The sequence below is a fragment of the Sinorhizobium saheli genome (genome assembly GCF_001651875.1).
Lineage (GTDB): Bacteria > Pseudomonadota > Alphaproteobacteria > Rhizobiales > Rhizobiaceae > Sinorhizobium > Sinorhizobium saheli.
In genome coordinates this window covers 89,046-113,589 of record NZ_LNQB01000068.1, presented here as the reverse complement: position 1 = coordinate 113,589, position 24,544 = coordinate 89,046, and the positions used below count along the sequence as shown (strand labels likewise).

Below are 24,544 nucleotides of genomic sequence, written 5' to 3'. Positions count from 1 at the left end.
CTTGCATTCGACTTCAGGGACGCTAAAAAGCGGCCGATCAGCTCTGACAGCGGCCATCCGCAATGATTGCCCGCGATCGGAATGGCTCACGGATTTTGCGCGGATGAAACTCGCCCCCGGATTGGACCGCTGGCGACCGCGCCAGCTCAAGGCGGACCGTCAATGAAGGTTTTCGCAGGCAATTCGAACCGGCTGCTGGCCGAAGCGATCTGCAATTATCTCAACCTGCCGCTCGGCAAAGCCACCGTCAGGCGCTTCGCCGATCAGGAAATCTTCGTGGAAATCGGCGAGAACGTGCGCGGCGAGGACGTGTTCATCGTCCAGTCCACCTCCTTCCCCACCAACGATCATCTGATGGAACTCCTGATCATGATCGACGCGGTGCGCCGCTCCTCCGCCCGCCGCATCACCGCGGTGCTCCCCTATTTCGGTTATGCCCGGCAGGATCGCAAACCCGGTCCCCGCACGCCGATCTCGGCTAAACTCGTCGCCAATCTCATCACCGAGGCCGGCGCCGACCGCGTCATGACCCTCGACCTCCACGCCGGCCAGATCCAAGGCTTCTTCGACATCCCGACCGACAATCTCTATGCGGTTCCGATCCTCGCGCGCGACATCAAGGAAAACTACGACCTCAACAACGTCATGGTCGTCTCCCCGGACGTCGGCGGCGTCGTCCGCGCCCGTGCGCTCGCCAAGCGGCTCGACTGTCTGCTGGCGATCGTCGACAAGCGTCGCGATCGCCCGGGTGAATCGGAGGTCATGAACGTCATCGGCGACGTCAGCGGCAAGGACTGCATCCTCATCGACGACATCGTCGATTCCGGCGGCACCCTGTGCAATGCTGCCGAGGCGCTGCTCAAGAACGGCGCCACCAGCGTCACCGCCTATATCACCCACGGCGTTCTTTCCGGCGGCGCCGTCACCCGCGTCACCTCCTCGATGCTGAAGGAACTGGTCATCACCGATTCCATCCAGCCGACCACCGCCGTGCAATCGGCTCACAACGTCCGGGTGATCTCGACCGCTGCACTCATCGGCGAAGCGATCAGCCGCACCAGCCAGGAAGAATCGGTTTCGAGCCTGTTCGACTGAGGGCGATCTTTCGGGGAACCGGAAAGTATCCGACGCCGGCGTTGCAAGCGCCGGCGTTCTTGTTTTGGCTAGCGGCTTTTCCCAACATCATCTTTTCATGTCTAGCATGTAGGACGCCGCTTCGGCAGCGGACATTGCATGCGTCGAATAGGTGAAAGTGCCATGTTCTTTGACTTCCCGCGCGGCGCTCATCATTCCCGCGAGAGCCGCTCGCGCAAAGGAGCCGCCGACGCTGATGCGCCTAACCCCAGCCGCCTCGAGTTCCTTTACCGTGTAGGTCTGCCCGGCAAGTCCCATGACGACGTTCACCGGCCGGCTGACCGAAGAACAGACTGTTCGGATCGCCTCGAGACTCGGTAGACCGGGGGCGTAAAGAACATCCGCGCCCGCCTCTTCAAACGCGACGAGACGACGGATCGTGTCGTCCAGGTCGGGCCTGCCATGCAGGAAATTTTCTGCCCGAGCCGTCAAGACGAATGGGTGCCTGCGCGCCTCTTCGGCGGCGGCGGCAATGCGTTCGACAGCGAGCCCGAAGTCAAAGATCGGATTGCCGGGGTCGCCCGTGGCGTCTTCGATCGAACCGCCGACCAGCCCAACATCCGCTGCCAGCGAAATCGTCTCAGCGCAAGACGCGGGATCTGCGCCGAAGCCGTCTTCCAGGTCAGCGGAGACAGGCAGATCGGTGGCTTCGACGATACTCCCGGCGTTCTGCAGAATCGCCTCGCGCGAGAGAGCCGCCGACGAATCTCTCCGTCCGATGGAAAAGGCAAATCCGGCACTGGTGGTAGCCAGTGCCTCGAAGCCAAGCGCGGCGAGGATGCGCGCCGACCCTGCATCCCACGGGTTGGGAATGACGAAAGCACCCGCTCGATCGTGCAAGGCCCGGAATGCATGATACTTGCTACGTTGATCTGCCATGTCCGCCTCCGCCGTCGATGACGAACAAGCGATATCATCGAACGAACAAAAAGGGAACATGCTCGCCAGTTCACCTCCGGGACGGCAAAACACAACCCTCGCCCCCGCCAAAGAGCCGCGAGCGCGTGAGGAAGCGCTTTTCCCGGCCGTTGTCGAGCGAGAACATCCCGCCCCTGCCCGGCACGACGTCGATGATGAGTTGCGTGTGCTTCCAGGCCTCGTACTGGCTGGCGCTGATATAGACCGGCACGCCGTCGATCTCGCCGAGTTTCACGTCGTTGTCTCCGACGATGTAGTCATCCGCGGGATAGCACATGGGCGACGAGCCGTCGCAGCAGCCGCCCGACTGATGGAAGAGTATGTCCGGATGATCGCGCCGGATTTCGCGGATGAGTTCGATCGCGGCGTCGGTCGCGAGGACCCGCGGCTCTCCATTTGTTTCCGTCACCATTTTCTACCTTCCCACATGCCGACAGGCCCCCGACAGGATATCGGGAGCCCGCCGGGAGGATCCCGGCGATCGCCGCCGGGACCGGACGGTTGAGGATCAGAAGAAGCCGAGCGCCTTCGGGCTGTAGCTCACCAGCATGTTCTTCGTCTGCTGGTAATGGTCGAGCATCATCTTGTGGTTCTCGCGGCCGATGCCCGACTGCTTGTAGCCGCCGAAGGCGGCATGCGCCGGATAGGCATGGTAGCAGTTCGTCCAGACGCGGCCGGCCTGGATCTCGCGACCGAAGTGATAGCAGCGATTGGCGTCGCGGCTCCATACGCCGGCGCCGAGGCCGTAGAGCGTGTCGTTGGCGATCTCCAGCGCTTCCGCCTCGGTCTTGAAGGTGGTCACCGACACGACCGGCCCGAAGATTTCCTCCTGGAAGATGCGCATCTTGTTATGGCCGCGGAAGACCGTGGGCTTGACGTAGTAGCCGCCGGAAAGTTCACCCTCGAGCATGTTGCGCCCGCCCCCGGTCAGCACCTCGGCGCCCTCCTGCTTGCCGATGTCGATATAGGAGAGGATCTTCTCGAGCTGTTCGCTCGACGCCTGTGCGCCGATCATCGTCGCCTCGTCGAGCGGATTGCCCTGCCGGATCGCCTCGACCCGCTTCAGCGCGTGCTCCATGAAGCGGTCATAGATGCTTTCCTGGACGAGCGCGCGGCTCGGGCAGGTGCAGACCTCGCCCTGGTTGAGGGCAAACATCGCAAAGCCTTCGAGCGCCTTGTCGAAATAGTCGTCGTCCTCGTTGGCGACATCCGCGAAGAAGATGTTCGGCGACTTGCCGCCGAGTTCCAGCGTCACCGGGATGAGGTTCTGGCTGGCATATTGCATGATCAGCCGGCCGGTGGTCGTTTCGCCGGTAAAGGCGATCTTGGCGATGCGCGGGCTGGTGGCGAGCGGCTTACCGGCCTCGAGGCCGAAGCCGTTGACGATGTTGAGGACGCCGGGCGGCAAGAGATCGGCGATGAGTTCGGCGAGGACCAGGATGGAGGCCGGCGTCTGCTCGGCCGGCTTCAGCACGACGCAGTTTCCGGCGGCGAGCGCCGGCGCAACCTTCCAGGCGGCCATCAGGATCGGGAAGTTCCACGGGATGATCTGGCCGACGACGCCGAGCGGCTCATGGAAATGATAGGCGATGGTGTCATGGTCGATCTCGCCGATCGAGCCTTCCTGCGCGCGGATGCAGGCGGCAAAATAGCGGAAGTGGTCGATCGCCAGCGGAATGTCGGCGGCCATCGTCTCGCGGATCGGCTTGCCGTTGTCCCAGGACTCGGCCCGGGCCAGAAGCTCGAGATTGTCCTCCATCCGCGAGGCGATCTTCATCAGGATGTTGGAGCGCTCGGTCGTCGAGGTCCGGCCCCATTTTTCCTTGGCGGCATGAGCCGCATCGAGCGCGAGCTCGATATCGGCCGCATCCGACCGGGCGACCTGGCAGAGCGTGCCGCCGGTGATCGGCGTCATATTGTCGAAATAGCGGCCGGCAACAGGCTCGCGCCACTTCCCGCCGATGAAGTTGCCGTACTTGAGCTTGTAGGGGTTCTCGAGGATCTTCTGATGCAGCATGACTTCCTCCCTTTGGAAAAGAAACAGCACTCCGATTGCTGTGGAAGGAAGGGTGCAGGCGAATTCGGTTTTCCGATAGGGAGGCTCCGCGCTCGGGGAGCGGCATGTGTTTCAGAATTGAGACAGGCGGGCGGAGGCTGTCGTGCTGCAGCGCAGCAATGGTCGAATGTGAGGGGTTCGCGGGCTTGGCTGCCCCTCATCCGCCTGCCGGCACCTTCTCCCCGCAAGCGGGGCGAAGGGATATGCGGCGCCGCCTTCGTCCCCTCTCCCCGCATGCGGGGAGAGGGTTAGGGTGAGGGGATCTTCCTGTGAGAAGGCCTTCTTGGCGCAACCACTTAGTTCAACGAAAGCCGCTTCATCTTGCGGTAAAGCGTGGCGCGGCTGATGCCGAGGAGGTCGGCCGCCATCGAGACGTTGCCGTTGGTGCGCGAGAGCACGCGGCGCAGGGCCGCCCGCTCGGCGTCGGGCAAGGCCCCGCCCTCGCGGGGCAGGTCTTCCTGAAGCAGGTCGGAGGCCGGGATTCCGGCGGCGATGCGCTTGTCGTCGAGCCCGAGCCATTGCCGGGCCGCCCGGGTGGCGCCGAGAACGAGATCGTCGCGGTCGACCGCGAGCAGCGCCGGCCCCGCCCGGTCGACCGGCACGAGCACGATGCGCGCGCCCGCGAAGGCGCGGCGGAACAGGTTGGCCTCGATACGGGCCGCCGCGTCGCGCACGGCCTGGGAAAGGATCGACAGCACCGCCTCCGAGGCATCCTCGCGGCAGGTGGAGATATCGATCGCCGCAGCAAGGCGCCCGGTTTCACCACGGATCGGCGCCGTGGTGCAGCTCAGACCGATATTGCTGCTGAGGAAATGCTGATCCCGGTGGATGACGACGGGTCGCTCGTCGACGATCGCCGTGCCGATACCGTTGGTCCCGACACTCGCCTCGCTCCACACTGTCCCCGACCAGAGGCCGACGCCGCGAAAATCCGCGTCGTCGCCGCCGGCGCCGCGGCGCTCGAGCGCGACGCCGTTCTCATCGGTCAGCAGCAGGCAGTAGCCCGCCTTGCCCACCATGGCAAAAAGCCGGTCGAGCTCGCCCGTTGCCTCCGCGATCAGCGCCCCCGAGCGCTCGCGCGCCTGCCGCAACTCGCTCTCGCTGAGACGCCAGGGCAGCCGCGCCTCTTCCGGAGCAAGACCGTGAACGGTCATGCAGCGCCGCCACGAGGCGGCGACCGGCGAACTGGCGGCGGCGGACGGCTGATGCGTGACTCGGTAGACATGCTCCGAGTGATCTCTGTTCGAAGCCATTCGGTTCCTCCCTGGACCACGTGCGACACGCGTCGAGACGACGCAAATCATAAGCGTGATCGATCCTCGCAAGTGCAACGCGGACGGAAACCATCCCCCTTCGCAAGGCGTCCCCCCGCGGACCGGCGCGCGGCTCTCCCCGCTCTCCGCTGCTCGCGTCCGGCGCCACTATAGGCATCAATTCTGCGAGAGGTCCATCCAGACGAAGGTCGCCCCCTTGCGCCTCGAGCGGTGGACAGCCCCGCCGGATGTGCTACTCGGTTGGGGCAGCTACCGCGACTCGCCCAACAACAACCGATTCGTCCGCCATGTTTCGTGACTTTTCCGTTCAAAGCCTGTTCATGGGCCTGCTCATTGCCTTTGTCGGCTTCGCCAGCTCCTTCGCCGTCGTCCTGCACGGCCTCACCGGCGTCGGCGCGAGCGACGCGCAAGCCGCCTCGGGCCTGATGGCGCTGTCGATTTCCATGGGTGTCTGCGCCATCGTCATCAGCGCCGTCACGCGGCTTCCCGTCAGCATCGCCTGGTCGACGCCTGGCGCGGCCTTGCTCGCAAGCGCGGGCGCCGTCGAAGGCGGCTTCAGCGCCGCCGTCGGCGCCTTCCTGGTCTGCGGCCTGCTGGTCGTCATCGCCGGCCTCTGGAAGCCGCTCGGCCGGATGGTCTCCTCCATCCCGCCGGCTCTGGCGAATGCGATGCTCGCGGGCGTGCTCCTGAGCCTCTGCTTCGCGCCTGCAAAGGCGATCGCCTTCAACCCGCTCCTCGGCCTGCCGATCGTGCTTGCCTGGGCGCTCGTCGGCAGCGTCAACAGGCTTTACGCCGTGCCGGCGGCGCTGCTCGCCTTCGTCGTCGTCATCGCGCTCGGCGTCGAGATGCCGGCGGGCGCGCTCGGCGGTCTTTCCGCCGCGCTCGTGCCGAAGGCGGAGTTCGTCGCGCCGGCCTTCAACGCCGCGGCAACGGTCAGCATCGCGCTGCCGCTCTTCATCGTCACCATGGCGTCGCAGAACATTCCCGGCATCGCCGTGCTGAAGGTCAACGACTATCATCCCGCCCCGGGTCCGCTTTTCGCGACGACCGGTTTCTTCTCGATGCTGAGCGCCCCCTTCGGCGGTCACGCGGTCAACCTGGCGGCGATCACCGCGGCGATGTGTGCCGGCGCCGATTCCCATCCCGACCGCGCACGCCGCTACTGGTCGGCGATCAACGCCGGCATTGCCTATATCGCCTTCGGCCTGCTCGCCGGCGCGGTGACGACCTTCGTCGGCCTCGCTCCGCCGGTGCTGATCGAAGCCGTGGCCGGGCTCGCGCTGATCGGCGCCTTCTCGAGCTCCGCCATGGCCGCCTTCACCGAAGCCGAGACGCGCGAAGCCGCCGCGATCACCTTCCTCGTCACCGCCTCGGGCGTCAGCCTCGCCAACGTCTCCGGCGCCTTCTGGGGCCTCGTCGCCGGCGGCCTCATGCTTGCGCTCGCGCGCCTGGCGAAACGCAGGGCGTGACGCAAGGTTTGCGGCGCGATCGGCAAAACGAGGACCTGACGGCCCGCGCCTTGCAATTCCGCCTGTTCTCGGCTATGGACCCCGCGTCCGCGCAGACACCCTTGGAGGCACCGCGGATGAAGCCGCCATGCGGCTTCAGGTTTTTCCGCCCCCGGGTCTCTTGACCCCTTGGCGGACGAACTCTCCAAATAACCAGAAAGGTCTACCCATGAGCCAGACTTACGAGCTCAAGGCCGAGACGCGCGAACGGGTTGGTAAGGGGTCCTCCCGCGAACTTCGCCGCAACGGTCTTATTCCCGCCGTCATCTATGGTGACAAGCAGCCCCCGCTTTCCATCGCACTGTCCACCAAGGACGTGACGATGAAGATCCATGCCGGCGGTTTCATGACCACCGTCGCCGTCATCGACGTCAATGGCGAGAAGATCCGCGTCCTGCCGAAGGACTATCAGCTCGATCCGGTCCGCGACTTCACCATGCATGTCGACTTCCTGCGCGTCTCGAAGGACAGCCAGGTTTCGGTTCAGGTTCCGGTTCACTTCGAAAACGAAGAGAAGTCCCCGGGTCTGAAGCGCGGCGGCGCACTCAACATCGTTCGCCATGAAGTCGAACTGAACGTTTCCGCCGACAGCATCCCGGAATTCCTGACGGTCGACCTCACCGGCCTCAACATCGGCGACACGGTCCACATCTCGGACATCAAGCTTCCGGCAGGCGCCACCCCGGTCATCAGCGATCGCGACTTCACGGTCGCCACGATCGCCGGCCGCGTGATGGAAGCCGAAGGCGAAGCAGCAGAGGCCGAGGGCGAAGCCGAGGCTTGATGCAGCTTCATGCGACCGGCCGGCACCGCCTGCCCTGTCGCGCTCATCATTGAAGAGAACCCGTCCCGGGATCGCCTGGGGCGGGTTCTTTCTTTCTGGGGAATGCCCGGCATGGTAGCAGGCGTCTTTTTCCGAAAACCGCAATGCGGCTTCAGCAACATTTAAGGATTTGATGATGTTCTGCCGCAGGGGAGTAGGTGGCAGTCCGAGAGAATCCGAAATGAACAGAGCGAAAACGTCCGCCGGGGGGAGCATCCGATGATGCATTCGGTGGAGAACCGTTTCATTGCCATTATCTGCGGGGCGATGCTCGCTTTCGTTGCACCGCTGCTCGCTCTTTTCCTGACCATATCCACCGAGCGGCTCGCGCGCGAGCGCCTGCACAACGTCGAATTCCTGATGGAGGCGAGCGCCGAAGCCATCGCCAAGCCCATGTGGGACTTCGACCAGGACGGCATCGAGCGGATCGCCCGCTCGCTGATGAACGCCACCGATGTCGAGGCGGTCGTCATTCGCGATGCGACGGGCAACGTCCTTGCCCATCTGGGGCCCGGCGTCGAGGCTGCGAAGCAACGGCTGCTGAAGACCGCCATCTCCTACGACGGCGTCGACGGCGCCAAATCCGTGGGCACGCTCGAAGTCCGCGTTCCCGCATCCGGCATCCTTTCGCGCTTCAGCAAGGACGAGTGGGCGATCCTAGGCATTCTTCTGTTTGCGGTGGCGGTCGTCTTTGCGGCGGCGCTAATCGGCAACCGTTTCACGGTCATGCGCCCGCTGATGCGCCTGACGGCAGCGATCGAGGCGACGCGGCGGCTCGGCTCACGCCATCGGGTCGATTGGACCTCGGATGACGAGATGGGCACGCTTGCCGCAAACTTCAACGAGATGCAGGATCGGCTGGAGCGCGAGGAGCAGGAACTGAAGGTCGCGCATCGCCGCGCCACCGAAATCTACAACCTCACGCCGGCCATGCTGTTCTCGCTCGATGCCGAAGGCCGCCTCACCGCCGTCAGCGATTATTGGCTGCTTGCGACCGGCTACGCCCGCGAAGCGGTCATCGGCCGGAACTTCACCGATTTCGTCGACCCGAACTGGCACGAGGCCCATCGCCTGCACGTGCAGTCGACCGCCCCCGGCAACGGCACGATCCGCGAAGTCACCCTGCCCTTCCGCAAGGCCGACGGCGAATTCATGACCGTGCTCATCCTCGAGACGGAGACCGGCAGCAACGGACTGTCGCTTTCGGTGATGACCGACGTGACGGCCCTCAAGCAGGCCGAAAGCCGCAACCATGCCCAGGCGATCACCGACCACCTGACGGGCCTCCTCAACCGCCAGGGCTTCGAAAGCGCGCTGGATGAGGCGATCCGGAGCGCCGACGAATGCGGCATGCAGCTTGCCTGCCTTTTCATCGATCTCGATCGCTTCAAGTGGATCAACGACAATTTCGGCCACGCCACCGGCGACGCGGTGCTCCGCCAGACGGTGGAACTGATCCGCGCGACGCTCGGCCCCGGAGACGTGATGGCGCGGCTTGGCGGCGACGAATTCGCCATCCTCGTTGCCGCCGCCGAAGTCGTCGACCTCGCGAGCGAAATCGGCGAGCGGATCTGCGCGGCGCTGCGCGAGCCGATGCCGGTCGCCGGCAACGAGCTCTCCGTCAGCGCCAGCGTCGGCATTTCCGTCTACCCCGCCCATGCCACGGGCGCTGCAGACCTCCTGCTCAAGGCCGACATGGCGATGTATGCGCGCAAGCGCGACGGCAAGAACGGCCAGCAGATCTTCGACGCGGGCATGCTCGATGCGGCACGCGAGCGCCACGAGATCGAACAATGCATCGAGGCGGGCCTGAGGGAAGACTGGTTCGAGACCTGGCTGCAGCCGATCGTCAGCCTTGGCGATGGCAAGATCGTCGGCTTCGAGGCGCTGATGCGGCTCAACCATCCCGAAAAGGGGCTCATGCCGCCCGGCAAGATCATCGGCATCGCCGAGGAGACCGGCACGATCGGCCGCATCGGCGAGCGCGTGCTGGAAAAGGCGATCCGTCACCTCGCGGCGATCGCCGCGCTCGACGGAACCCAGGACACCTATCTCGCCGTGAACTTCTCGCCGCTGCAGTTCGAGATCACCCTCCCGCACAAGCTCGCGGCGCTCCTGCTCAAGCACCATATCTCGCCGCAGCGGATCGTCATCGAGATCACCGAAGCGGTGCTGATGCTCGACAATCCGGAGGTCCATGCCGTCCTGAAGCAGCTCAACGAATTCGGCTGCCGGATCGCCCTCGACGATTTCGGCACCGGCTATTCCTCGCTCAGCTATCTCAACCGGTTCCCCGTCGACATCGTCAAGGTCGACCAGTCCTTCACCCGCTCGCTGAGCTCCAATGCGGTGGACGTCAGGCGCAAGAGCAGGATGCTCATCAAGGGCATTCGCACCATCTCGCACCAGATGGGATGCACCGTCGTTGCCGAAGGCATCGAGACTGAGGATCAATGGCAGCTTTTGCGCAAGCTTGGTGTGGATAATGGCCAGGGCTATCTCTTCAGCCGGCCCATGCCGATCAACGACATGGTGGCGATGCTGGAGAACGAATCGGAAGCCAAGGCGAGCCATCAGGCTTAGAGCATTTTGCAGTCGGGTGAAGGCACCTGGCGTCGCACAAATGCGGCAAAAACAATGAAATAGAGCGGTGCGCGAACGCATGTGAGTGCATCCGCTCTAGCGCCAACATGAAAAGGAAAATGGGCATGAAGCAATTGATCGTGGCACTCTTCCTCGGTCTTGCCGCCACCGCCCATGCGGAAACGATCCATTTTGTCACCGAAGAATATCCCCCCTACAACTTCACCGACGGGAAGGGCGCAAGCGGTGCGTCGGTCGAACAGGTCGAACTGATCGCGAAGGCGCTCGACCTGCCTTACGAGATCGAGGTCCTGCCCTGGGCGCGAGCCTTTGCGCTTGCGGAAGCCCAGCCGTTCCATTGCGTCTTCACCACGGGTCACGATGCCGAACGGGACAGGAAGTTCAAATGGGTCGAGCCGCTGCTCGTCGACCAGATGATCATGGTGCGCCGCAAGGGCTCGGCCGTCGCACCGCGCTCGGTCGAGGCGGCGCAACAGTTCGTCATTGGGACGCAGCGCGAGGACTTTTCCGCCACCTATCTCAAGGAACACGGCTTCCGGAAAATCGACTATGCCGCCAATCTCGACTCGACGCTCAAGAAGCTCGTGGCCGGCCGCATCGATCTGATGATGACTTCCCAGAAGACGTTCGAGAGCATGCGCAGCGACGGAATGCCGGTCGAGGCGGCGCTGGTGCTCGAAGGCAAGCAATACGGGATTGCCTGCCACCGCGACATGCCGGCCGAAATCATCGCCCGCCTGCAGTCCGAGCTCGATCGCCTCATCGCCGATGGGACGCAGAACCGGATCTTCGAGCGCTACGGCCTGCCGCCGACCCGCATCGAGCAGGCGGCGAAATAGGCATTGACTTTGGCCCGGTCGCGATGATCTTGGGGTTGAATAACGGAACAGGGGTGATTGCCCCTCACCCTAACCCTCTCCCCGCAAGCGGGGAGAGGGACTCTAGCGGCGCGGCATACCCCTTCTCCCCGCCTGCGGGGAGAAGGCTGCGGCAGCGGGATGAGGGGCAAAAAGGGCGCTTCCGCGCCGTTCCACTCCGCCCGTGGAGCAAATGCGCATCAGGAGCTTGCCGACATGCTGATCATCGCCGGACTTGGCAATCCAGGCCCGAAATACGCCGGCAACCGCCACAACATCGGCTTCATGGCGGCCGATGCCATTCAGCGGCGTCACGGTTTCTCCTCCTGGTCGAAGAAGTTCAAGTCCGAGATCGCCGAAGGCGAGATCGGCGGCGAGCGCGTGCTCCTGGTGAAGCCGCAGACCTTCATGAATCTTTCCGGCGAAGCCGTGGGCGAGGCCATGCGCTTCTACAAGCTGGCGCCCGAGGATATCGTCGTCATCTATGACGAGCTGGACCTGCCGGCCGGCAAGGCGCGGATCAAGACCGGGGGCGGCCACGGCGGCCACAACGGCATCAAGTCGATCGACGCCCATTGCGGCAAGGACTACCGCCGCCTGCGCCTCGGCATCGGCCATCCGGGCGTAAAGGAGCTGGTGCATGCCCATGTGCTCGGCGACTTCGCCAAGGCCGACCAGGCCTGGCTTTCACCGCTGCTGGACACGATCGCCGACAATGCGGCGATGCTGGTGAAGGGCGAGGAGTCGCAACTCCTGAACAAGATCGCGCTCGCGACGGGCGGCAAGCCGGAGGCGGAAAAGCCCGGGGCGTCGAAGAAGCCGGCGGCGCAGTCGCACATCCACCAGGCCCGCGCCGCGGCCCAGCCGAAGAAGCTCCCGGCAACCGGTCCGATGGCCGAAATGCTGAAGAAGATGTTCGGCTCGAAGGGGGACTGACGCACGCCGCGCAGAATTGGGCGGCGACCAGGACCGTCACTCCTCCGGTTCGGTCGTGAACATGAGCGGGAAGCCGACTTCCTTGCCGAGGTCGGTCGCCTCCTTGGCCTTGGTTTCAGCGACATCCTTGGCGCAGATCACCACGACCGATGTGCCGAGCTTGTGCGCCGTCATCATCACCCGATAGCCGGTCTCCTCGCTCATCCGGAAGACGGCCTTCAGCACCATCACGACGAACTCGCGCGGCGTGTAATCGTCGTTGACGAGGATGACCTTGTAGAGCCTCGGCCGTTCCAGCTTCGGCTTCGACCTGGTTTTCCGTTTTGCGGCAACGTCACTGTCACTCATCGGAAGCCCACCGGTTGACGTCACGAGGAGGCGGTTACGATCGCCGGGACCCGCCGGCACCGCGACCGGGACATTCGCGGGGAAAGGCGCTCGGGCACGCCCGGATATGCGCGAAGAGCTTGACCGCTTCTCTCCTTTATCCCATAGCCACGCCCAAGCAATCAAGAATGACAGGTTTTGGCCATGGGCTTCAAATGCGGTATCGTCGGGCTGCCGAATGTCGGCAAGTCCACACTCTTCAATGCACTGACCAAGACGGCGGCGGCACAGGCGGCGAACTATCCCTTCTGCACGATCGAGCCGAACACCGGCGAGGTCGCCGTTCCCGATCCGCGCATGCGCAAGCTCGCCGACGTCGCCAAGTCGAAGGAGATCATCCCGACGAGGATTTCCTTCGTCGATATCGCGGGTCTCGTCCGCGGCGCATCGAAGGGCGAAGGCCTCGGCAACCAGTTCCTCGCCAATATCCGCGAGGTCGACGCCGTGGTGCACGTGTTGCGCTGCTTCGAGGACGACGACATCACCCATGTCGAAGGCCGCATTCATCCGGTCGAGGACGCCGAGACGATCGAGACCGAGCTGATGCTTGCCGATCTCGAAAGCCTCGAGCGGCGCACCGAACAGACGCGCAAGCGCGCGACCGGCAAGGACAAGGACTCGATGGCGCAGCTTCCGATCATGGAAGCCTCGCTGAAGCTCCTGCAGGAAGGCAAGCCGGTCCGCACCCTGCTGGCGAAGCTCGATGCGGACGAACTGCGCATCCTGCAGGGCCTCAACCTGCTCACCGCCCACCCGGTTCTCTACGTCTGCAATGTCGCCGAAAGCGATGCGGCGACCGGCAACGAGCACACCCGCGCCGTCGAAAAGATGGCGAAGGAGCAAGGCGCCGAAACCGTCATCATCTCGGCGGCGATCGAATCCGAGGTCGCGCAGTTGCCGGAAGAGGAAGCGACGGAATTCCTGGCCGCGCTCGGTCTCGAAGAGGCCGGCCTCGACCGGCTGATCCGCGCCGGCTACAAGCTGCTCGATCTCATCACCTATTTCACGGTCGGGCCGAAGGAGACGCGCGCCTGGACGATTCCGCGCGGCACCAAGGCGCCGCAGGCCGCCGGCGTCATCCATACGGATTTCGAGCGCGGCTTCATCCGCGCCAACACCATCGCCTATGACGATTACATCGCCTATGGCGGCGAAAACGGTGCCAAGGAAGCGGGCAAGGCACGCGACGAAGGCAAGGAATACGTCGTCCAGGACGGCGACGTCATTCACTTCCGCTTCAATACCTAAAACGGAGCGTCCAACAGGCCGTCCATCCGGTCTCGACCGGGAAAGCTGATGTTGTCGAAGCTTCAGTGATTCTCAGGGGACCGAATGGACGTCGAAACCAAATACCCGCCTCACACCTCGCAGTCGAGCGGTCATCGCGCAACGCGTGCTCACCGAAAGACAGCGGCCGCTGGAGGCCGTCAGCGCGTGGCAGGTAGGCGCGTCGTTATGGCATCCGGTAACAGCCGCATCACCACGCGGCGCAGCGCCTGCCAGAAAATCCCTATGACAAGCACCGTCAGGCCAACGGCGGCGAACACGACGAAGACGTAGGTGTCGAATGAGACGCCCGCTTCGTTGAGGATGACCCAGATCGCGCCGCCGAGCGACAACAGGCCCGAAGTGACGAACGCCCGACGGTCGATCACCAAGCCGATTGTCATCAAAAATGCGACAAGAAGCACAACAGCCGCTGCGCGACCCAGGTCCCCCTCGCCGCTCAACCAAAACGCCTCGCCGCCGGTGATCAAACCGAGCATCGCATAGAACAATCCCGGCGCCGCTGCCATATGCAGCCAGAACGCGGTGTCCGAGCGCGGCGTCACGCGCCGCGGATCCGAAATGTCATATCGAAGTGCTGCTGCGAAAACCGCCAGCGCCGCGATGAACACGATGCTGGAGAGCAGATACGGATCCAGGCCAGCGTCGATTCTCCACGCCTCCCAAAGGACGAAGAGCACGAGGATGACTGCAGCGGCAGCGACCGAGAGCAGGAACAGCGCGAGCGACAGGGGCACCCGGTAACGCCAATAGAACAAGCAGAGCGGCAGCGGAAAGGCCCAAACGAAGATCACTCCTCGGGTAAACCGCTCCCACTCCTGGTCGGTCACGAAGTCCTGCGCCGCAATGGCGACGCACCAAACCATTGCGAGTGACAGGCTAACCGCAGGCAAGGCCAGCCTCTGCCGCCGAACCAGTATTTCGGCGAGCACCAGGATCGCAGGCAGCAGGATGAGTACGCCGCCAATGCCGGAAAGCCCCACCAGGGCAATGACGACCCCGATCGTGATCAGGATGTCATGAAATCCTCTTAGAAACAGCGGCTGCTCGCTGTCTTCCGCCGTCTTGATTTCGGCGGGGGTGCCCGCCCGCAAGGCTGCGTCACGGCCGCCTGTACCAATGCCGCGCTCCAGGAGATATGCTTCCAGGGCCCCTACCTGATGCGGCAAGATGATCCCCTTGTCGGCAGCGGCGGCAAGTGCTGTGTTCAGTTCGGTCAAGATTTGCTCCTTGTACAGGCGGGACGGCGCAACCCCAAGTAAGTGGTTGCATGAACCGGCGTCAAGCGCCATGTGGAGCTGTCAGATCCCGCCAGAGAGGGCGGCGCAACATGAGGAAGTCGGCATGCTCTATTTCGAGGATTTTTCGCCGGGACGGCGCTTTGATTATCGCCCGGTCCAGATGCGAACGGCAGACATGATCGCTTTCGCCAAGGAATTCGATCCGCAGCCGATGCACCTCGACGAAGAGGCGGGCAAGGGCAGCATTCTCGGCGGCCTCTCCGCTTCCGGCTGGCACACGAGCGCCATCGGCATGCGGATGATGATCGATGCCTTTCTCGGCAATTCCTCCTCGCAAGGCTCGCCGGGCATCGACTTCATGGAGTGGAAGAAGCCGGTCCTTGCCGGCGATCTGCTCTCGGGCTTCAGCCTGGTGCTGGAATCGCGCCAATCGAAGTCGAAACCCGCGATCGGCATCGTCAAGTTCCGCAACGAAATCGAGAACCAGAACGGCGAAGCCGTGGCGGTCTCGGAATGCTCGGTCATGTTCCGCCGGCGCGACGCGGAGCGCCGGGCATGATGACGCTCGCACAACTTTACGAAGCCGGCCGAAGGGTCGTGATCGGCAGCCTGACCTTCGCCGCCGAGGACATTATCCGCTTCGCCCGCGATTTCGACCCGCAGCCCTTTCATCTCGACGAGGAAGAGGCGAGGCACTCGCTCTTCGGCGGTCTCTGCGCCTCCGGCTGGCACACCAGTGCCGGCTGGATGCACTGCTTCGTCGAATTCTGGAAGGGTGAGATCCAACGGCTCGCCGCCGAAGGCCTGCACGCGCCGAAGCTCGGCCCCTCGCCCGGCTTCCGTGAGCTCAAGTGGCTGAAGCCGGTCTATGCCGGCGACACGATCACCTATGCGGTCACGCTGATCGAGGCCCGCGTGGTCGCGTCGCGCCCCGGCTGGCGGATCAACACGATCCTCTGCGAAGGCGAAAACCAGCACGGCGAGGCGGTGATCCGCTTCGAAAGCAAGGTCATAGAATTTGCGTGAGGCGGACCGGGAAGCCGCTGGAAACGGCGGCTCCTTCCTCTCTCAATGCCCCTCGAACGCGATCAGCGTCCGGACATCGACGCCGAGCGCCTCGAGTTTCTTGCGGCCGCCAAGCTCGGGCAGGTCGATGATGAAGCAGGCGGCGACGATCTCCGCGCCCATCTGCCGCAGGAGCTTGACCGCGCCTTCCGCCGTGCCGCCGGTCGCAATCAGATCGTCGACAAGGATCACCTTCTCTCCGGGAACGATCGCATCGCGATGCATCTCCATCTCGTCGACGCCGTATTCCAGGCTGTAGGCGATCCTGACGGTATCGTAGGGAAGCTTGCCCTTCTTGCGGATGGGCACGAAGCCGGCCGAAAGCTGGTGCGCGATCGCACCGCCCAGAATGAAGCCGCGCGCCTCGATGCCGGCGATCTTGTCGATCTTGTTGCCGGCATAGGGTTGGACCAGTTCGTCGATCGCCCGGCGGAAGGCCCGCGGATTGCCGAGCAAGGTGGTGATGTCACGGAAAACGATGCCCGGCTTCGGATAGTCCGGGATGCTGCGGATGGCGGAAATCAGTTCCGATTGAATGGCGGTCATGTCTCGAAGCGGGCCTTTGTCTTGCGGGATCGCATAGCCATAGCATCAAGGAACCGCGTGACGACAGGATTTTCTCCACTCACGTCGCAGAACGCAGCTTCATGATGTCGGCGGTCGAGGCAAGCAACAGTATATCGGCACAACCGGAACGATTTGGCCGCGGCACGGGTTGATGCTAGGCTTTTCCAGGCTTTGCCGATTGCAGACGATTGAAGGAAGGAGGAACGTCATGCGCCTGTTCGAATGCGGTTCGCTCGTCCCGGGTTGTCCCTGGCACACTCGCGCCGACGAAGATGCGGAGATCGTCCGCCGCGCGGTGGAGCACATGCGCGAAACCCATGGGGAAACCGTCATCCGCGAAAACATGATCGAGAACATCAAGGCTCGCATCGTCGACGAGACCGAGGCGGCCTGACCGCGCGGACGAGTGCCGGCTCAGGCCGGCCGCACCAGGGATTCGAGCCGGGCGAGGAGCGTCGCCCGGTCGATGGCGAAATTCCTTTCGATCCAGAGATTTTCGAGTTCCGCCAGCGTCTCCCCGACCCTCGGGCCGGCGGGAACCCCAGCCTTCAGGACGTCCGCGCCGCTCAACGGAAATGCCGGCCGCTGCCACTTCTCCGCCCGCGCGAGCAACCGCTGATACGACGCGCTTTCGGCAAGGAATGCCGGGTCGGTTTCGGCTTTGCGGCGAGCCGAGGCGAGCGAGAGTTTTAGCCGCGCGACAATCCCTTCGCTGCCATGACGATAGAGTTGGCGGTCGAGGGCCGCGTCCGCCAGCTTGGCGGCAATCGCCGGAGCCTTGGCGAAACGGTCCAGATAGGCGGCTTCCGCCTTCGACAGCCGCAACCGCTTCGCCATCGCTTCGAGCCGCTCGGCGTCCGGGGGAACGATCGCCGCCAACCGCAACAGCGGATCGGGCCGCCAGGAGAAGCTCTTCCCCGCCGCAATCAGGGCCGGGATCGCGTCGATACCCCATTTCTCGCTTTCCGGCAGGACCTCGCCGAGCACGCCCGCCTGGCGCATCCAGAGAAGCGCGCGGCCCGGATCCTCGGCGGCAAGCAGCTTCTTCGTCTCGCTCCAGACCCGCTCGGCGGAAAGGGTCGCGAGTTTCGCGCGCGCCTGCGCGCAGGCTTTCAGACCCTCGGCATCCGGCCGGCCGCTGCCGTAATGGGCGAAGAAACGGAAGAAGCGCAGGATTCTGAGATAATCTTCCGCGACCCGTTCGGCGGCGTTGCCGATGAAGCGCAAGGTGCGGCTTTCGATGTCCGCAAGCCCGCCGACATAGTCGAGGACCTCTCCCTCGCTGTTCGCATAAAGGGCGTTGATCGTGAAATCGCGCCGTTCCGCATCCGCTTTCCAATCGGTCCCGAAAGCCACTTCGGCCCGACGCCCGTCGGTGGCGACGTCGCGGCGCAGCGTCGTGATCTCGTGGGGCTCGCCATCGACGACGAGCGTGACGGTGCCATGGTCGATGCCCGTCGGCACCGCCTTGATGCCGGCCGCCTTCGCCTTCTCGGCCACGTCCTCGGGTCGCCAGGTGGTCGCCAGGTCGACATCGGCAACCGGCAGGCCCATCAGGCTGTTGCGGATCGCCCCGCCGACGATGCGGACCTCGCCGCCGTCGACGTTCAAGAGGCCGAAGATGCGCTGCAGCGAAGGCGCCTGAAACCAGGGCTCGGCGGCAATCGAGGTCATGCGTAGAGCCTCTCGTAGAGCATGCGGACGATTCCCGCGGTGATTCCCCAGATGTTCCGGTCGCCATAGGGCATGCTGTAGAACTGCCGCTCCTCGCCCTGCCAGTGGCGGCTGCCACGGCCGTGATTGTCGGGGTTCATCAGGAACGACAGCGGCACCTCGAACACGCTTTCCACTTCCTCCGGATTAGGTATGAGCTCGAAGCCCGGCTGGACCACCGCAAGCACCGGCGTGATGCGGAAACCGGACATTGCCATGTAGTGCGGCAGTCGGCCAATGGTCTCGACGAAGCGCGGATCGAGCCCGATCTCCTCCTGCGCCTCGCGCAGTGCGGCAACCTCGATGGACCGGTCCTCGGGATCGACGGCTCCGCCCGGAAAGGCGACCTGGCCGGAATGCTTGCGCAGGTGCGAGGTGCGCTGGGTGAAGATCACGCTCGCATCCTCGCCGCTGTCGACGACGGGCACGAGCACGGCGGCATCCTTCAGATGCAGGGATTCGAGATAGGGCACGATGCCCGGATTGAGCAGGAAGTCGCCATGGTCGCGCCAGGCGGTTTCGACCGGGCCGCCCGATTGCGCATAGGCGCGGCGGCGGAATTCATCGGCGGAGAACGGATGACGGCTCATCGCGACAGTGCTTCCAGCTCGGCCGCCGGCATGATCGGGAAAACCGCCCCGGCCGATTTGACGCAGAACATCTCGATGCCGTCGAAGTCGACCGTCTCGCCGAGGTCGACGAGGTCGTACATGACGGGCCGCGAAACGAGCGCCTCCAGCCGGCCGCGCACATGCAGATAGGGCTTCAGCTCGCGATTGTCGCCGTGGATGACGAAGCGCAACGGGTGCTCCGGGCCGGCCTCGACCACATCGCCGACATTGGTGCGGAAGGTCAGCACATGGGCGTCGTCCCTTGCCGTCACGCTCATTTCGACGGCGATGAAGTGAGCATCGGCCACGCGGATGCCGACTTTTTCCACCGGCGTCACGAGATAGGTACCGCCGTCGTCGTCCTTGCGCAGCACGGTCGAGAACAGCCTGACGAGCGGCTGGCGGCCGATCGGCGTGCCCATATAGAACCAGGTGCCGTCGGCACGGATTTCCATGTCGATGTCGCCGCAGAAAGGCGGATTCCAGCGCTCGACCGGCGGCAGTCCCCTCGCCTCGCCGCCCGTCTGGCCGGCAGCGCGCGTGATCAGCGCGGCGAGGCCCGCCGCATCGCCCGTTTGCCGAATCTTGGCCTCTGCCATTGTTCTGTCCCGTTTGGCCCCGATCTTGCGTGTTGGGCATCCGACGTCTACGAACTGTGCCGTATGCCTCTTGGAACTCACGAGATAGTGCGTTGGCGCCGGCTTGTCAGCCGTTCGCCAGGGTCTAAATTGAAAAATAGGAATTGGCCAGCGGGCGATGACGATTCGTCCGGGCGGCGCGCGGCCGGGGGAGAGCTGTGATGAGTGTGATGAAAAGCGCAACCGAACTGGCCGATGAAAAGGCGATCGTTGCCGCTGCGGAAGCTGCCCTCGGTGAAATCGCGCTCATCCGCGCGGAGATCGGCAAGGTCATCTTCGGTCAGGAGAGCGTCATCGAGCAGACGCTGCTGGCCGTGCTTTCCGGCGGCCATGCGCTGCTTGTCGGCGTGCCCGGCCTTGCCAAGACCAAGCTCGTCGCGACGCTCGGCACCGTTCTCGGGCTCGACAACAGCCGCATCCAGTTCACACCCGACCTGATGCCCTCCGATATCCTGGGCTCCGAGGTGATGGACCAGGACACCGCCGGCCATCGCTCCTTCCGCTTCATTCCCGGCCCGATCTTCACCCAGCTCCTGATGGCCGACGAGATCAACCGGGCCTCGCCGCGCACCCAGTCGGCCCTGTTGCAGGCCATGCAGGAATACCACATCACCGTTGCCGGCGCGCGCAAGGACCTGCCGCAGCCCTTCCATGTGCTTGCGACGCAGAATCCGCTGGAGCAGGAAGGCACCTATCCCTTGCCCGAGGCCCAGCTCGACCGCTTCCTGATGCAGGTCGATGTCGGTTATCCCGAACTCGCCGCCGAGCGCCAGATCCTCCTGGAGACGACAGGCCTCGCCGAGGCAGAGGCGCGGCCGGTGATCAATGCCGAGCGCCTGCAGCAGGTCCAGAGCCTGATCCGCCAGATGCCGGTCGGCGAAAAGGTGGTCGATGCCATCCTGGTGCTCGTGCGTTCCGCCCGTCCCGGCAACGGCAATGCCGCCACCGACAAGAACGTCGCCTGGGGTCCGGGACCGCGCGCCGGACAGGCCCTGATGCTCTGCGCCCGGGCCCGCGCGCTATATGACGGGCGGCTTGCCCCTTCCATCGACGACATCCTTGCGCTTGCCGAACCCGTTCTCCAGCACCGCATGGCGCTGACCTTTGCCGCCCGCGCCGAGGGGATGACCGTGCGCGACGTCATCGCCGACCTGGTGAAGCGAGCCAAGGGATAGCGTATGGCCTCGATCGGGCACATTGTTGCGCGGACTCCCTCTGGCGAGGTCCTGTCGCGCGCGCAGCAGCGCGCGATGCTCGTGCCCGACTGCCTCGTCGAGGCGCGGCGGATCGCCAATACGGTGATCTCGGGCTGGCATGGCCGGCGCAAGCGCGGCATCGGGGAAAACTTCTGGCAATTCCGGCCCTACAGCGAAGGCGAAAGCCTGTCGCGCATCGACTGGCGCCGCTCCGCCAAGGACGACCACACCTACGTCCGCGACCGTGAATGGGAGGCCGCGCACACGATCTGGCTCTGGGCCGATCTTTCGCCCTCGATGATGTACAAGTCGACGCTCGGCGCCGTTTCGAAGGAAAGCCGCGCCCTCGTGCTCATGCTGGCGCTCGCCGAAATTCTTGCCCGCTCCGGCGAACGCATCGGCTGCCCGGGAGTCATGGAGCCGGTCTCGGCCCGCAACGCCGCCGAACGGCTGGCAACGGCCATCATGCTGAGCCCGCTTGCCGAGGGCCTGCCCGAGACCGGCATGATCCGCGGCGCCAGCGATCTGGTGCTGATCGGCGATTTCCTCGATCCGGCGGACGAGGTGATGGAACGGCTCGGACCGCTTGCACGGCGGGGACTGCACGGCCACGTCGTCGAGATCGCCGACCCGGCCGAGGAGGTCTTCCCCTATGCCGGCCGAACCGAATTCACCGATCCGGAGACCGGCGAGAAGCTGACCGCCGGCCGCGCCGAAATCCTGCGCGAGGACTACCAGCGCGCCTATCGCGCCCGCCGTGACAGCCTCGGCGAGAGCCTTCGCCATCTCGGCTGGACCTTCATTCCGCACCGCACCGATCGGCCGGCCTCGGAGGCGCTGGTCGCGGTGCATATGTATCTCTCCGGAATGCCTACCCGGGCGACGCATGGGGGCCTGCGATGATCGGCGGGCTTTCCTTCGCCTTCGCCAACCCGGCCATACTGGCGGCCCTCATCGCGCTGCCGGTGATCTGGTGGCTGCTGCGCATGACGCCGCCGCGGCCGGCGGCGGAAGTCTTTCCGCCGCTGCGCATCCTCGCCTCGGTGATGAAGCGCGAGGAGACGCCTTCGAAGAGCCCCTGGTGGCTGACGCTCCTCAGGATGCTGATGGCGACAGCCGTCATTCTTGCGATCGCCGACCCGGTGTTCAACCCGCGCAGCAACACGCTTGCGACATCCGGGCCGCTCGCGCTCATGATCGACAACAGCTGGGCGACCGCGCCCGATTGGGAGCGGCGGGTCGAGGCCGCCTCGGCGCTCATCGACGATGCCGAGGCGAAGGACCTCGCCGTGTCGATCGTCTTCACCGGCGAGCGCCAGCACGATGCGACGCCGGGATCGGCCGGAACGGCGCGCAATCGCCTCGCCGCAGCCGGCCCAGAACCGCTGCCCGCCGACCGTCGGTCCGCGATCGCCGCCCTGCAGGCGGCCTTCAAGGACGCTCCGCCCGGCACCATCGCCTTCATCACCGACAGCATCGAGGCCCCGGACGGCAAGACGATGGCGGCCCTCGCAGCGATCCGGGCGGGCGGTCTCCGGGTGATCGAGGCGGACGGAAGCGAGGCGGTGGCGCTGACCGATACGAGCAACGAATCGAGCGGCATGTCGGTGACGGCCACACGGCTGAAGACCGACGACCGGCGCACGCTGTCGGTCGTCGCCTACGACACCCGCGGCCGCGCGATCGCCAACGGCGCGATCGATTTCACGCCCGGCGCGGCGACCGCCAAGGGCACCATCGAGGCGCCTTTCGAGTTGCGCAACGACTTCGCCCGCATCGGCATCGATGGCCTCTCGACGGCGGGTGCCACCCACCTCCTGGACGACGGCTTCCGCCGCCGCCGCGTCGCCCTCCTGAGCGGCGAGGCCCGCGACCTCTCCCAGCCGCTGCTGTCGCCGCTCTACTACATCAACCGGGCCCTCGTCCCCTACGCCGATCTCGTCGAGCCGCGCGAGACCGACCTCGCCGTCGCCATTCCGGAACTCCTGGAACAGCGGCCCTCGGTCCTGATCATGGCGGACATCGGCCGCCTGCCGGAGGAAACCTATCCGGTGCTCGCGAAATGGATCGACAATGGCGGCACGCTGATCCGCTTCGCCGGTCCGCGACTGGCCGCCGCGCCCGCCGACGATCCGCTGGTCCCGGTCACGCTTCGGCAGGGCGAGCGCGCGCTCGGCGGCGCGCTGTCCTGGTCCGAGCCGCAGCCGCTTGCCGACTACCCGGCGAACAGCCCCTTCGCCGGCATGCCCCGGCCGACCGACATTCTCGTCAAGCGGCAGGTGCTCGCCGAGCCGACCGCCGACCTTGCCGAGCGCACCTGGGCAAACCTCGCCGACGGCACGCCGCTGGTGACGACGGCGACACGCGGCGCCGGCCGTATCATCCTTTTCCATGTGAGCGCCGAGGCCACCTGGTCGAACCTGCCGATCTCCGGGCATTTCGTCGAAATGCTTCGCCGCAGCGTCCAGCTTTCGCGCAGCGGCGGCATCGCCAGCGAAGGCAAGGCCGTCAAGGCGCAGACGCTGCCGCCCTACCGATTGCTGAACGCCCATGGCCTGCTCGTCGCCGAGACCGGCAACGCCCGTCCGCTCAACGTCGCACCGGGCAAGGAGCCGCTCGCGACGCCGGACAACCCGCCGGGCCTCTACGGCTCCGAGGACGGCTTCACCGCGCTCAACGTGCTGCCGCGCAATGCGGAACTGAAGCGGATGGACATGGTGGCGGCCGGCCCGCACGTCGCCGAACGGCTGGCCGGTGCGGAAAGCTGGTCGCTGAAGCCTGCGCTGATGACGCTTGCGCTCCTGTTGCTGCTCGCCGACGCCGTCATCGTCCTCTTCATGAGCGGCGTCTTCTCGCGCGTCAAAAGGGCGAGCGCCACCGCGGCGACATTGCTGCTCCTCGTGCTCGCCGGCGCGGCCCTCCTGCCGTCACCGCCAGCCCTTGCGGACGACACGCGGCCGGACGACGCGCGCATCCTGGAGCGGCTCGACACGACTCACCTCGCCTATGTCGTCACCGGCGAGGAGGACGTGGATCGTCTCTCCGAAAACGGCCTCAAGGGCCTCACTGATTTCCTGACCTATCGCACCACGCTCGAGCCGGGCGCGCCGGTCGGCCTCGACATCGCGAAGGACGAGCTCAGCTTCTACCCGATCATCTACTGGCCGATCTCGGCAAGCGCCCCGATGCCGAACCCGCAGGCAGTCAGCCGCATCGATGCCTATATGCGCGCCGGCGGCACCGTGCTTTTCGACACGCGCGACCAGTTCTCCTCGCTCGGCGCCTCCTCGGGCGGAACCAGCCCGAATGCCGAGCGCCTGCAGGCGATCCTCGCCAATCTCGACATACCGCCGCTGGAACCGGTTCCGGCCGATCATGTGCTGACCAAGGCCTTCTACCTGCTGACGAACTTTCCCGGCCGCTATGCCGGCAGCCCGCTCTGGATCGAGGCGACGTTCGACAACCGCGAGGAGCCGAGCAACCGGCCGGCGCGCTCAGGCGACGGCGTGACGCCGATCATGATCACCGGCAACGACTTCGCCGGCGCCTGGGCGGTGGATGCGAACGGCGCCGCCCTGCTGCCGACCGTGCCGCCGGACGAGATGCAGCGCGAATACGCCTACCGTTCCGGCGTCAACATCATGATGTACATGCTGACCGGCAACTACAAGGCCGACCAGGTGCACGTGCCCGCCCTGCTCGAGCGGCTCGGACAGTGAGGACAGAGCG

The 24,544-nt window shown here is 65.1% G+C and carries 23 protein-coding genes; 13 read left to right on the top strand and 10 right to left on the bottom strand.

From position 1 onward, the window contains the following. Positions 1-162: 162 nt before the first annotated feature. Positions 163-1,095: a ribose-phosphate pyrophosphokinase gene (locus tag ATB98_RS09860; RefSeq protein ID WP_066872699.1), complete on the top strand. Its 933-nt coding sequence runs from the start codon at positions 163-165 to the stop codon at positions 1,093-1,095. Positions 1,096-1,182: 87 nt separating this feature from the next. Here the strand turns inward: ATB98_RS09860 and ATB98_RS09855 are convergent, their stop codons facing one another. The 4 genes from ATB98_RS09855 to ATB98_RS09840 all read right to left on the bottom strand — a co-directional run bounded on the left by ATB98_RS09855 (position 1,183) and on the right by ATB98_RS09840 (position 5,361). Further along, entirely contained in the window at positions 1,183-2,013 is an 831-nt protein-coding gene (locus ATB98_RS09855; RefSeq protein WP_066872696.1) for an isocitrate lyase/PEP mutase family protein, read from the bottom strand. A gap of 70 nt (positions 2,014-2,083) precedes the next feature. Next, positions 2,084-2,464: a DUF779 domain-containing protein gene (locus ATB98_RS09850; RefSeq protein ID WP_066872693.1), complete on the bottom strand. Its 381-nt coding sequence runs from the start codon at positions 2,462-2,464 to the stop codon at positions 2,084-2,086. 96 nt (positions 2,465-2,560) lie between these two features. Further along, complete coding sequence (gene adh / locus ATB98_RS09845) at positions 2,561-4,069, bottom strand: aldehyde dehydrogenase (protein WP_066872690.1); 1,509 nt, start codon at positions 4,067-4,069, stop codon at positions 2,561-2,563. 335 nt (positions 4,070-4,404) lie between these two features. After that, on the bottom strand, positions 4,405-5,361 hold the full coding sequence (locus ATB98_RS09840) for a helix-turn-helix domain-containing protein (RefSeq protein WP_066872687.1): 957 nt from the start codon (positions 5,359-5,361) through the stop codon (positions 4,405-4,407). 308 nt (positions 5,362-5,669) lie between these two features. On the opposite strand from ATB98_RS09840, the gene ATB98_RS09835 reads away from it, so the two are divergent. The 5 genes from ATB98_RS09835 to pth all read left to right on the top strand — a co-directional run bounded on the left by ATB98_RS09835 (position 5,670) and on the right by pth (position 12,110). After that, complete coding sequence (locus tag ATB98_RS09835) at positions 5,670-6,851, top strand: benzoate/H(+) symporter BenE family transporter (protein WP_066872684.1); 1,182 nt, start codon at positions 5,670-5,672, stop codon at positions 6,849-6,851. A gap of 208 nt (positions 6,852-7,059) precedes the next feature. Continuing rightward, positions 7,060-7,674, top strand: a complete 615-nt coding sequence (locus tag ATB98_RS09830; RefSeq protein ID WP_066872681.1) for a 50S ribosomal protein L25/general stress protein Ctc — start codon at positions 7,060-7,062, stop codon at positions 7,672-7,674. A gap of 258 nt (positions 7,675-7,932) precedes the next feature. Beyond that, the gene (locus tag ATB98_RS09825) at positions 7,933-10,296 is read left to right on the top strand and encodes a bifunctional diguanylate cyclase/phosphodiesterase (RefSeq protein WP_066872678.1); all 2,364 of its coding nucleotides are present in this window, start codon (positions 7,933-7,935) and stop codon (positions 10,294-10,296) included. Between the two features lie 125 nt (positions 10,297-10,421). Further along, positions 10,422-11,156, top strand: a complete 735-nt coding sequence (locus ATB98_RS09820) for a substrate-binding periplasmic protein (RefSeq protein WP_066872808.1) — start codon at positions 10,422-10,424, stop codon at positions 11,154-11,156. Between the two features lie 234 nt (positions 11,157-11,390). After that, entirely contained in the window at positions 11,391-12,110 is a 720-nt protein-coding gene (pth, locus tag ATB98_RS09815) for an aminoacyl-tRNA hydrolase (protein WP_066872805.1), read from the top strand. 36 nt (positions 12,111-12,146) lie between these two features. Here the strand turns inward: pth and clpS are convergent, their stop codons facing one another. Next, entirely contained in the window at positions 12,147-12,458 is a 312-nt protein-coding gene (gene clpS / locus ATB98_RS09810) for an ATP-dependent Clp protease adapter ClpS (protein ID WP_066872675.1), read from the bottom strand. 183 nt (positions 12,459-12,641) lie between these two features. Here clpS and ychF point away from each other — a divergent pair, with 183 nt between their 5' ends. Beyond that, positions 12,642-13,745, top strand: coding sequence for a redox-regulated ATPase YchF (ychF, locus tag ATB98_RS09805; RefSeq protein ID WP_066872671.1), 1,104 nt, complete (start codon positions 12,642-12,644; stop codon positions 13,743-13,745). Between the two features lie 179 nt (positions 13,746-13,924). Here the strand turns inward: ychF and ATB98_RS09800 are convergent, their stop codons facing one another. After that, a complete protein-coding gene (locus ATB98_RS09800; protein WP_066872801.1) occupies positions 13,925-15,004 on the bottom strand; it encodes a hypothetical protein in 1,080 nt (359 codons plus the stop codon). Between the two features lie 124 nt (positions 15,005-15,128). Between ATB98_RS09800 and ATB98_RS09795 the strand changes: the two genes are divergently transcribed. Both ATB98_RS09795 and ATB98_RS09790 read left to right on the top strand, forming a co-directional pair. Further along, the gene (locus ATB98_RS09795) at positions 15,129-15,584 is read left to right on the top strand and encodes a MaoC family dehydratase (protein WP_066872667.1); all 456 of its coding nucleotides are present in this window, start codon (positions 15,129-15,131) and stop codon (positions 15,582-15,584) included. After that, positions 15,581-16,051 (top strand): MaoC family dehydratase, encoded by a 471-nt coding sequence (locus tag ATB98_RS09790; protein ID WP_084435401.1) that lies wholly within the window; start codon positions 15,581-15,583, stop codon positions 16,049-16,051. Before ATB98_RS09795 ends, ATB98_RS09790 begins: the two co-directional genes overlap by 4 nt. A 42-nt stretch (positions 16,052-16,093) precedes the next feature. On the opposite strand, the gene ATB98_RS09785 is transcribed toward ATB98_RS09790, so the two are convergent. Continuing rightward, positions 16,094-16,636, bottom strand: coding sequence for an adenine phosphoribosyltransferase (locus ATB98_RS09785; protein ID WP_066872665.1), 543 nt, complete (start codon positions 16,634-16,636; stop codon positions 16,094-16,096). A gap of 229 nt (positions 16,637-16,865) precedes the next feature. Here ATB98_RS09785 and ATB98_RS09780 point away from each other — a divergent pair, with 229 nt between their 5' ends. After that, complete coding sequence (locus ATB98_RS09780; protein WP_066872662.1) at positions 16,866-17,051, top strand: DUF1059 domain-containing protein; 186 nt, start codon at positions 16,866-16,868, stop codon at positions 17,049-17,051. A gap of 20 nt (positions 17,052-17,071) precedes the next feature. On the opposite strand, the gene ATB98_RS09775 is transcribed toward ATB98_RS09780, so the two are convergent. From ATB98_RS09775 to ATB98_RS09765, 3 genes are read right to left on the bottom strand one after another with little or no spacing between them, the layout of a single operon-like run. Further along, on the bottom strand, positions 17,072-18,331 hold the full coding sequence (locus ATB98_RS09775) for a CCA tRNA nucleotidyltransferase (protein WP_066872659.1): 1,260 nt from the start codon (positions 18,329-18,331) through the stop codon (positions 17,072-17,074). Continuing rightward, on the bottom strand, positions 18,328-18,960 hold the full coding sequence (locus ATB98_RS09770) for a CoA pyrophosphatase (RefSeq protein WP_066872656.1): 633 nt from the start codon (positions 18,958-18,960) through the stop codon (positions 18,328-18,330). The genes ATB98_RS09775 and ATB98_RS09770 overlap by 4 nt, the downstream gene beginning before the upstream one ends. Then, positions 18,957-19,580, bottom strand: coding sequence for a DUF1285 domain-containing protein (locus ATB98_RS09765; RefSeq protein ID WP_066872653.1), 624 nt, complete (start codon positions 19,578-19,580; stop codon positions 18,957-18,959). Before ATB98_RS09765 ends, ATB98_RS09770 begins: the two co-directional genes overlap by 4 nt. A 200-nt stretch (positions 19,581-19,780) precedes the next feature. Between ATB98_RS09765 and ATB98_RS09760 the strand changes: the two genes are divergently transcribed. Genes ATB98_RS09760 through ATB98_RS09750 form a run of 3 tightly spaced genes read left to right on the top strand, consistent with a single transcriptional unit; the run spans position 19,781 to position 24,534 of the window. Continuing rightward, positions 19,781-20,794, top strand: coding sequence for an AAA family ATPase (locus tag ATB98_RS09760; protein WP_066872650.1), 1,014 nt, complete (start codon positions 19,781-19,783; stop codon positions 20,792-20,794). Between the two features lie 3 nt (positions 20,795-20,797). Further along, positions 20,798-21,718 carry a DUF58 domain-containing protein gene (locus tag ATB98_RS09755; RefSeq protein ID WP_066872646.1) on the top strand — a complete coding sequence of 307 codons (921 nt, stop codon included), beginning with the start codon at positions 20,798-20,800 and terminating at the stop codon, positions 21,716-21,718. Then, positions 21,715-24,534, top strand: coding sequence for a DUF4159 domain-containing protein (locus tag ATB98_RS09750; RefSeq protein ID WP_066872643.1), 2,820 nt, complete (start codon positions 21,715-21,717; stop codon positions 24,532-24,534). Before ATB98_RS09755 ends, ATB98_RS09750 begins: the two co-directional genes overlap by 4 nt. Positions 24,535-24,544 lie beyond the last annotated feature (10 nt).

Bases quoted from the DNA above. Each gene is read 5' to 3' on its own strand.
- ATB98_RS09860 (WP_066872699.1), top strand. From the start codon at position 163: ATGAAGGTTTTCGCAGGCAATTCGAACCGGCTGCTGGCCGAAGCGATC.
- ATB98_RS09855 (WP_066872696.1), bottom strand. From the start codon at position 2,013: ATGGCAGATCAACGTAGCAAGTATCATGCATTCCGGGCCTTGCACGAT.
- ATB98_RS09850 (WP_066872693.1), bottom strand. From the start codon at position 2,464: ATGGTGACGGAAACAAATGGAGAGCCGCGGGTCCTCGCGACCGACGCC.
- adh (WP_066872690.1), bottom strand. From the start codon at position 4,069: ATGCTGCATCAGAAGATCCTCGAGAACCCCTACAAGCTCAAGTACGGC.
- ATB98_RS09840 (WP_066872687.1), bottom strand. From the start codon at position 5,361: ATGGCTTCGAACAGAGATCACTCGGAGCATGTCTACCGAGTCACGCAT.
- ATB98_RS09835 (WP_066872684.1), top strand. From the start codon at position 5,670: ATGTTTCGTGACTTTTCCGTTCAAAGCCTGTTCATGGGCCTGCTCATT.
- ATB98_RS09830 (WP_066872681.1), top strand. From the start codon at position 7,060: ATGAGCCAGACTTACGAGCTCAAGGCCGAGACGCGCGAACGGGTTGGT.
- ATB98_RS09825 (WP_066872678.1), top strand. From the start codon at position 7,933: ATGATGCATTCGGTGGAGAACCGTTTCATTGCCATTATCTGCGGGGCG.
- ATB98_RS09820 (WP_066872808.1), top strand. From the start codon at position 10,422: ATGAAGCAATTGATCGTGGCACTCTTCCTCGGTCTTGCCGCCACCGCC.
- pth (WP_066872805.1), top strand. From the start codon at position 11,391: ATGCTGATCATCGCCGGACTTGGCAATCCAGGCCCGAAATACGCCGGC.
- clpS (WP_066872675.1), bottom strand. From the start codon at position 12,458: ATGAGTGACAGTGACGTTGCCGCAAAACGGAAAACCAGGTCGAAGCCG.
- ychF (WP_066872671.1), top strand. From the start codon at position 12,642: ATGGGCTTCAAATGCGGTATCGTCGGGCTGCCGAATGTCGGCAAGTCC.
- ATB98_RS09795 (WP_066872667.1), top strand. From the start codon at position 15,129: ATGCTCTATTTCGAGGATTTTTCGCCGGGACGGCGCTTTGATTATCGC.
- ATB98_RS09790 (WP_084435401.1), top strand. From the start codon at position 15,581: ATGATGACGCTCGCACAACTTTACGAAGCCGGCCGAAGGGTCGTGATC.
- ATB98_RS09785 (WP_066872665.1), bottom strand. From the start codon at position 16,636: ATGACCGCCATTCAATCGGAACTGATTTCCGCCATCCGCAGCATCCCG.
- ATB98_RS09780 (WP_066872662.1), top strand. From the start codon at position 16,866: ATGCGCCTGTTCGAATGCGGTTCGCTCGTCCCGGGTTGTCCCTGGCAC.
- ATB98_RS09775 (WP_066872659.1), bottom strand. From the start codon at position 18,331: ATGACCTCGATTGCCGCCGAGCCCTGGTTTCAGGCGCCTTCGCTGCAG.
- ATB98_RS09770 (WP_066872656.1), bottom strand. From the start codon at position 18,960: ATGAGCCGTCATCCGTTCTCCGCCGATGAATTCCGCCGCCGCGCCTAT.
- ATB98_RS09765 (WP_066872653.1), bottom strand. From the start codon at position 19,580: ATGGCAGAGGCCAAGATTCGGCAAACGGGCGATGCGGCGGGCCTCGCC.
- ATB98_RS09760 (WP_066872650.1), top strand. From the start codon at position 19,781: ATGAGTGTGATGAAAAGCGCAACCGAACTGGCCGATGAAAAGGCGATC.
- ATB98_RS09755 (WP_066872646.1), top strand. From the start codon at position 20,798: ATGGCCTCGATCGGGCACATTGTTGCGCGGACTCCCTCTGGCGAGGTC.
- ATB98_RS09750 (WP_066872643.1), top strand. From the start codon at position 21,715: ATGATCGGCGGGCTTTCCTTCGCCTTCGCCAACCCGGCCATACTGGCG.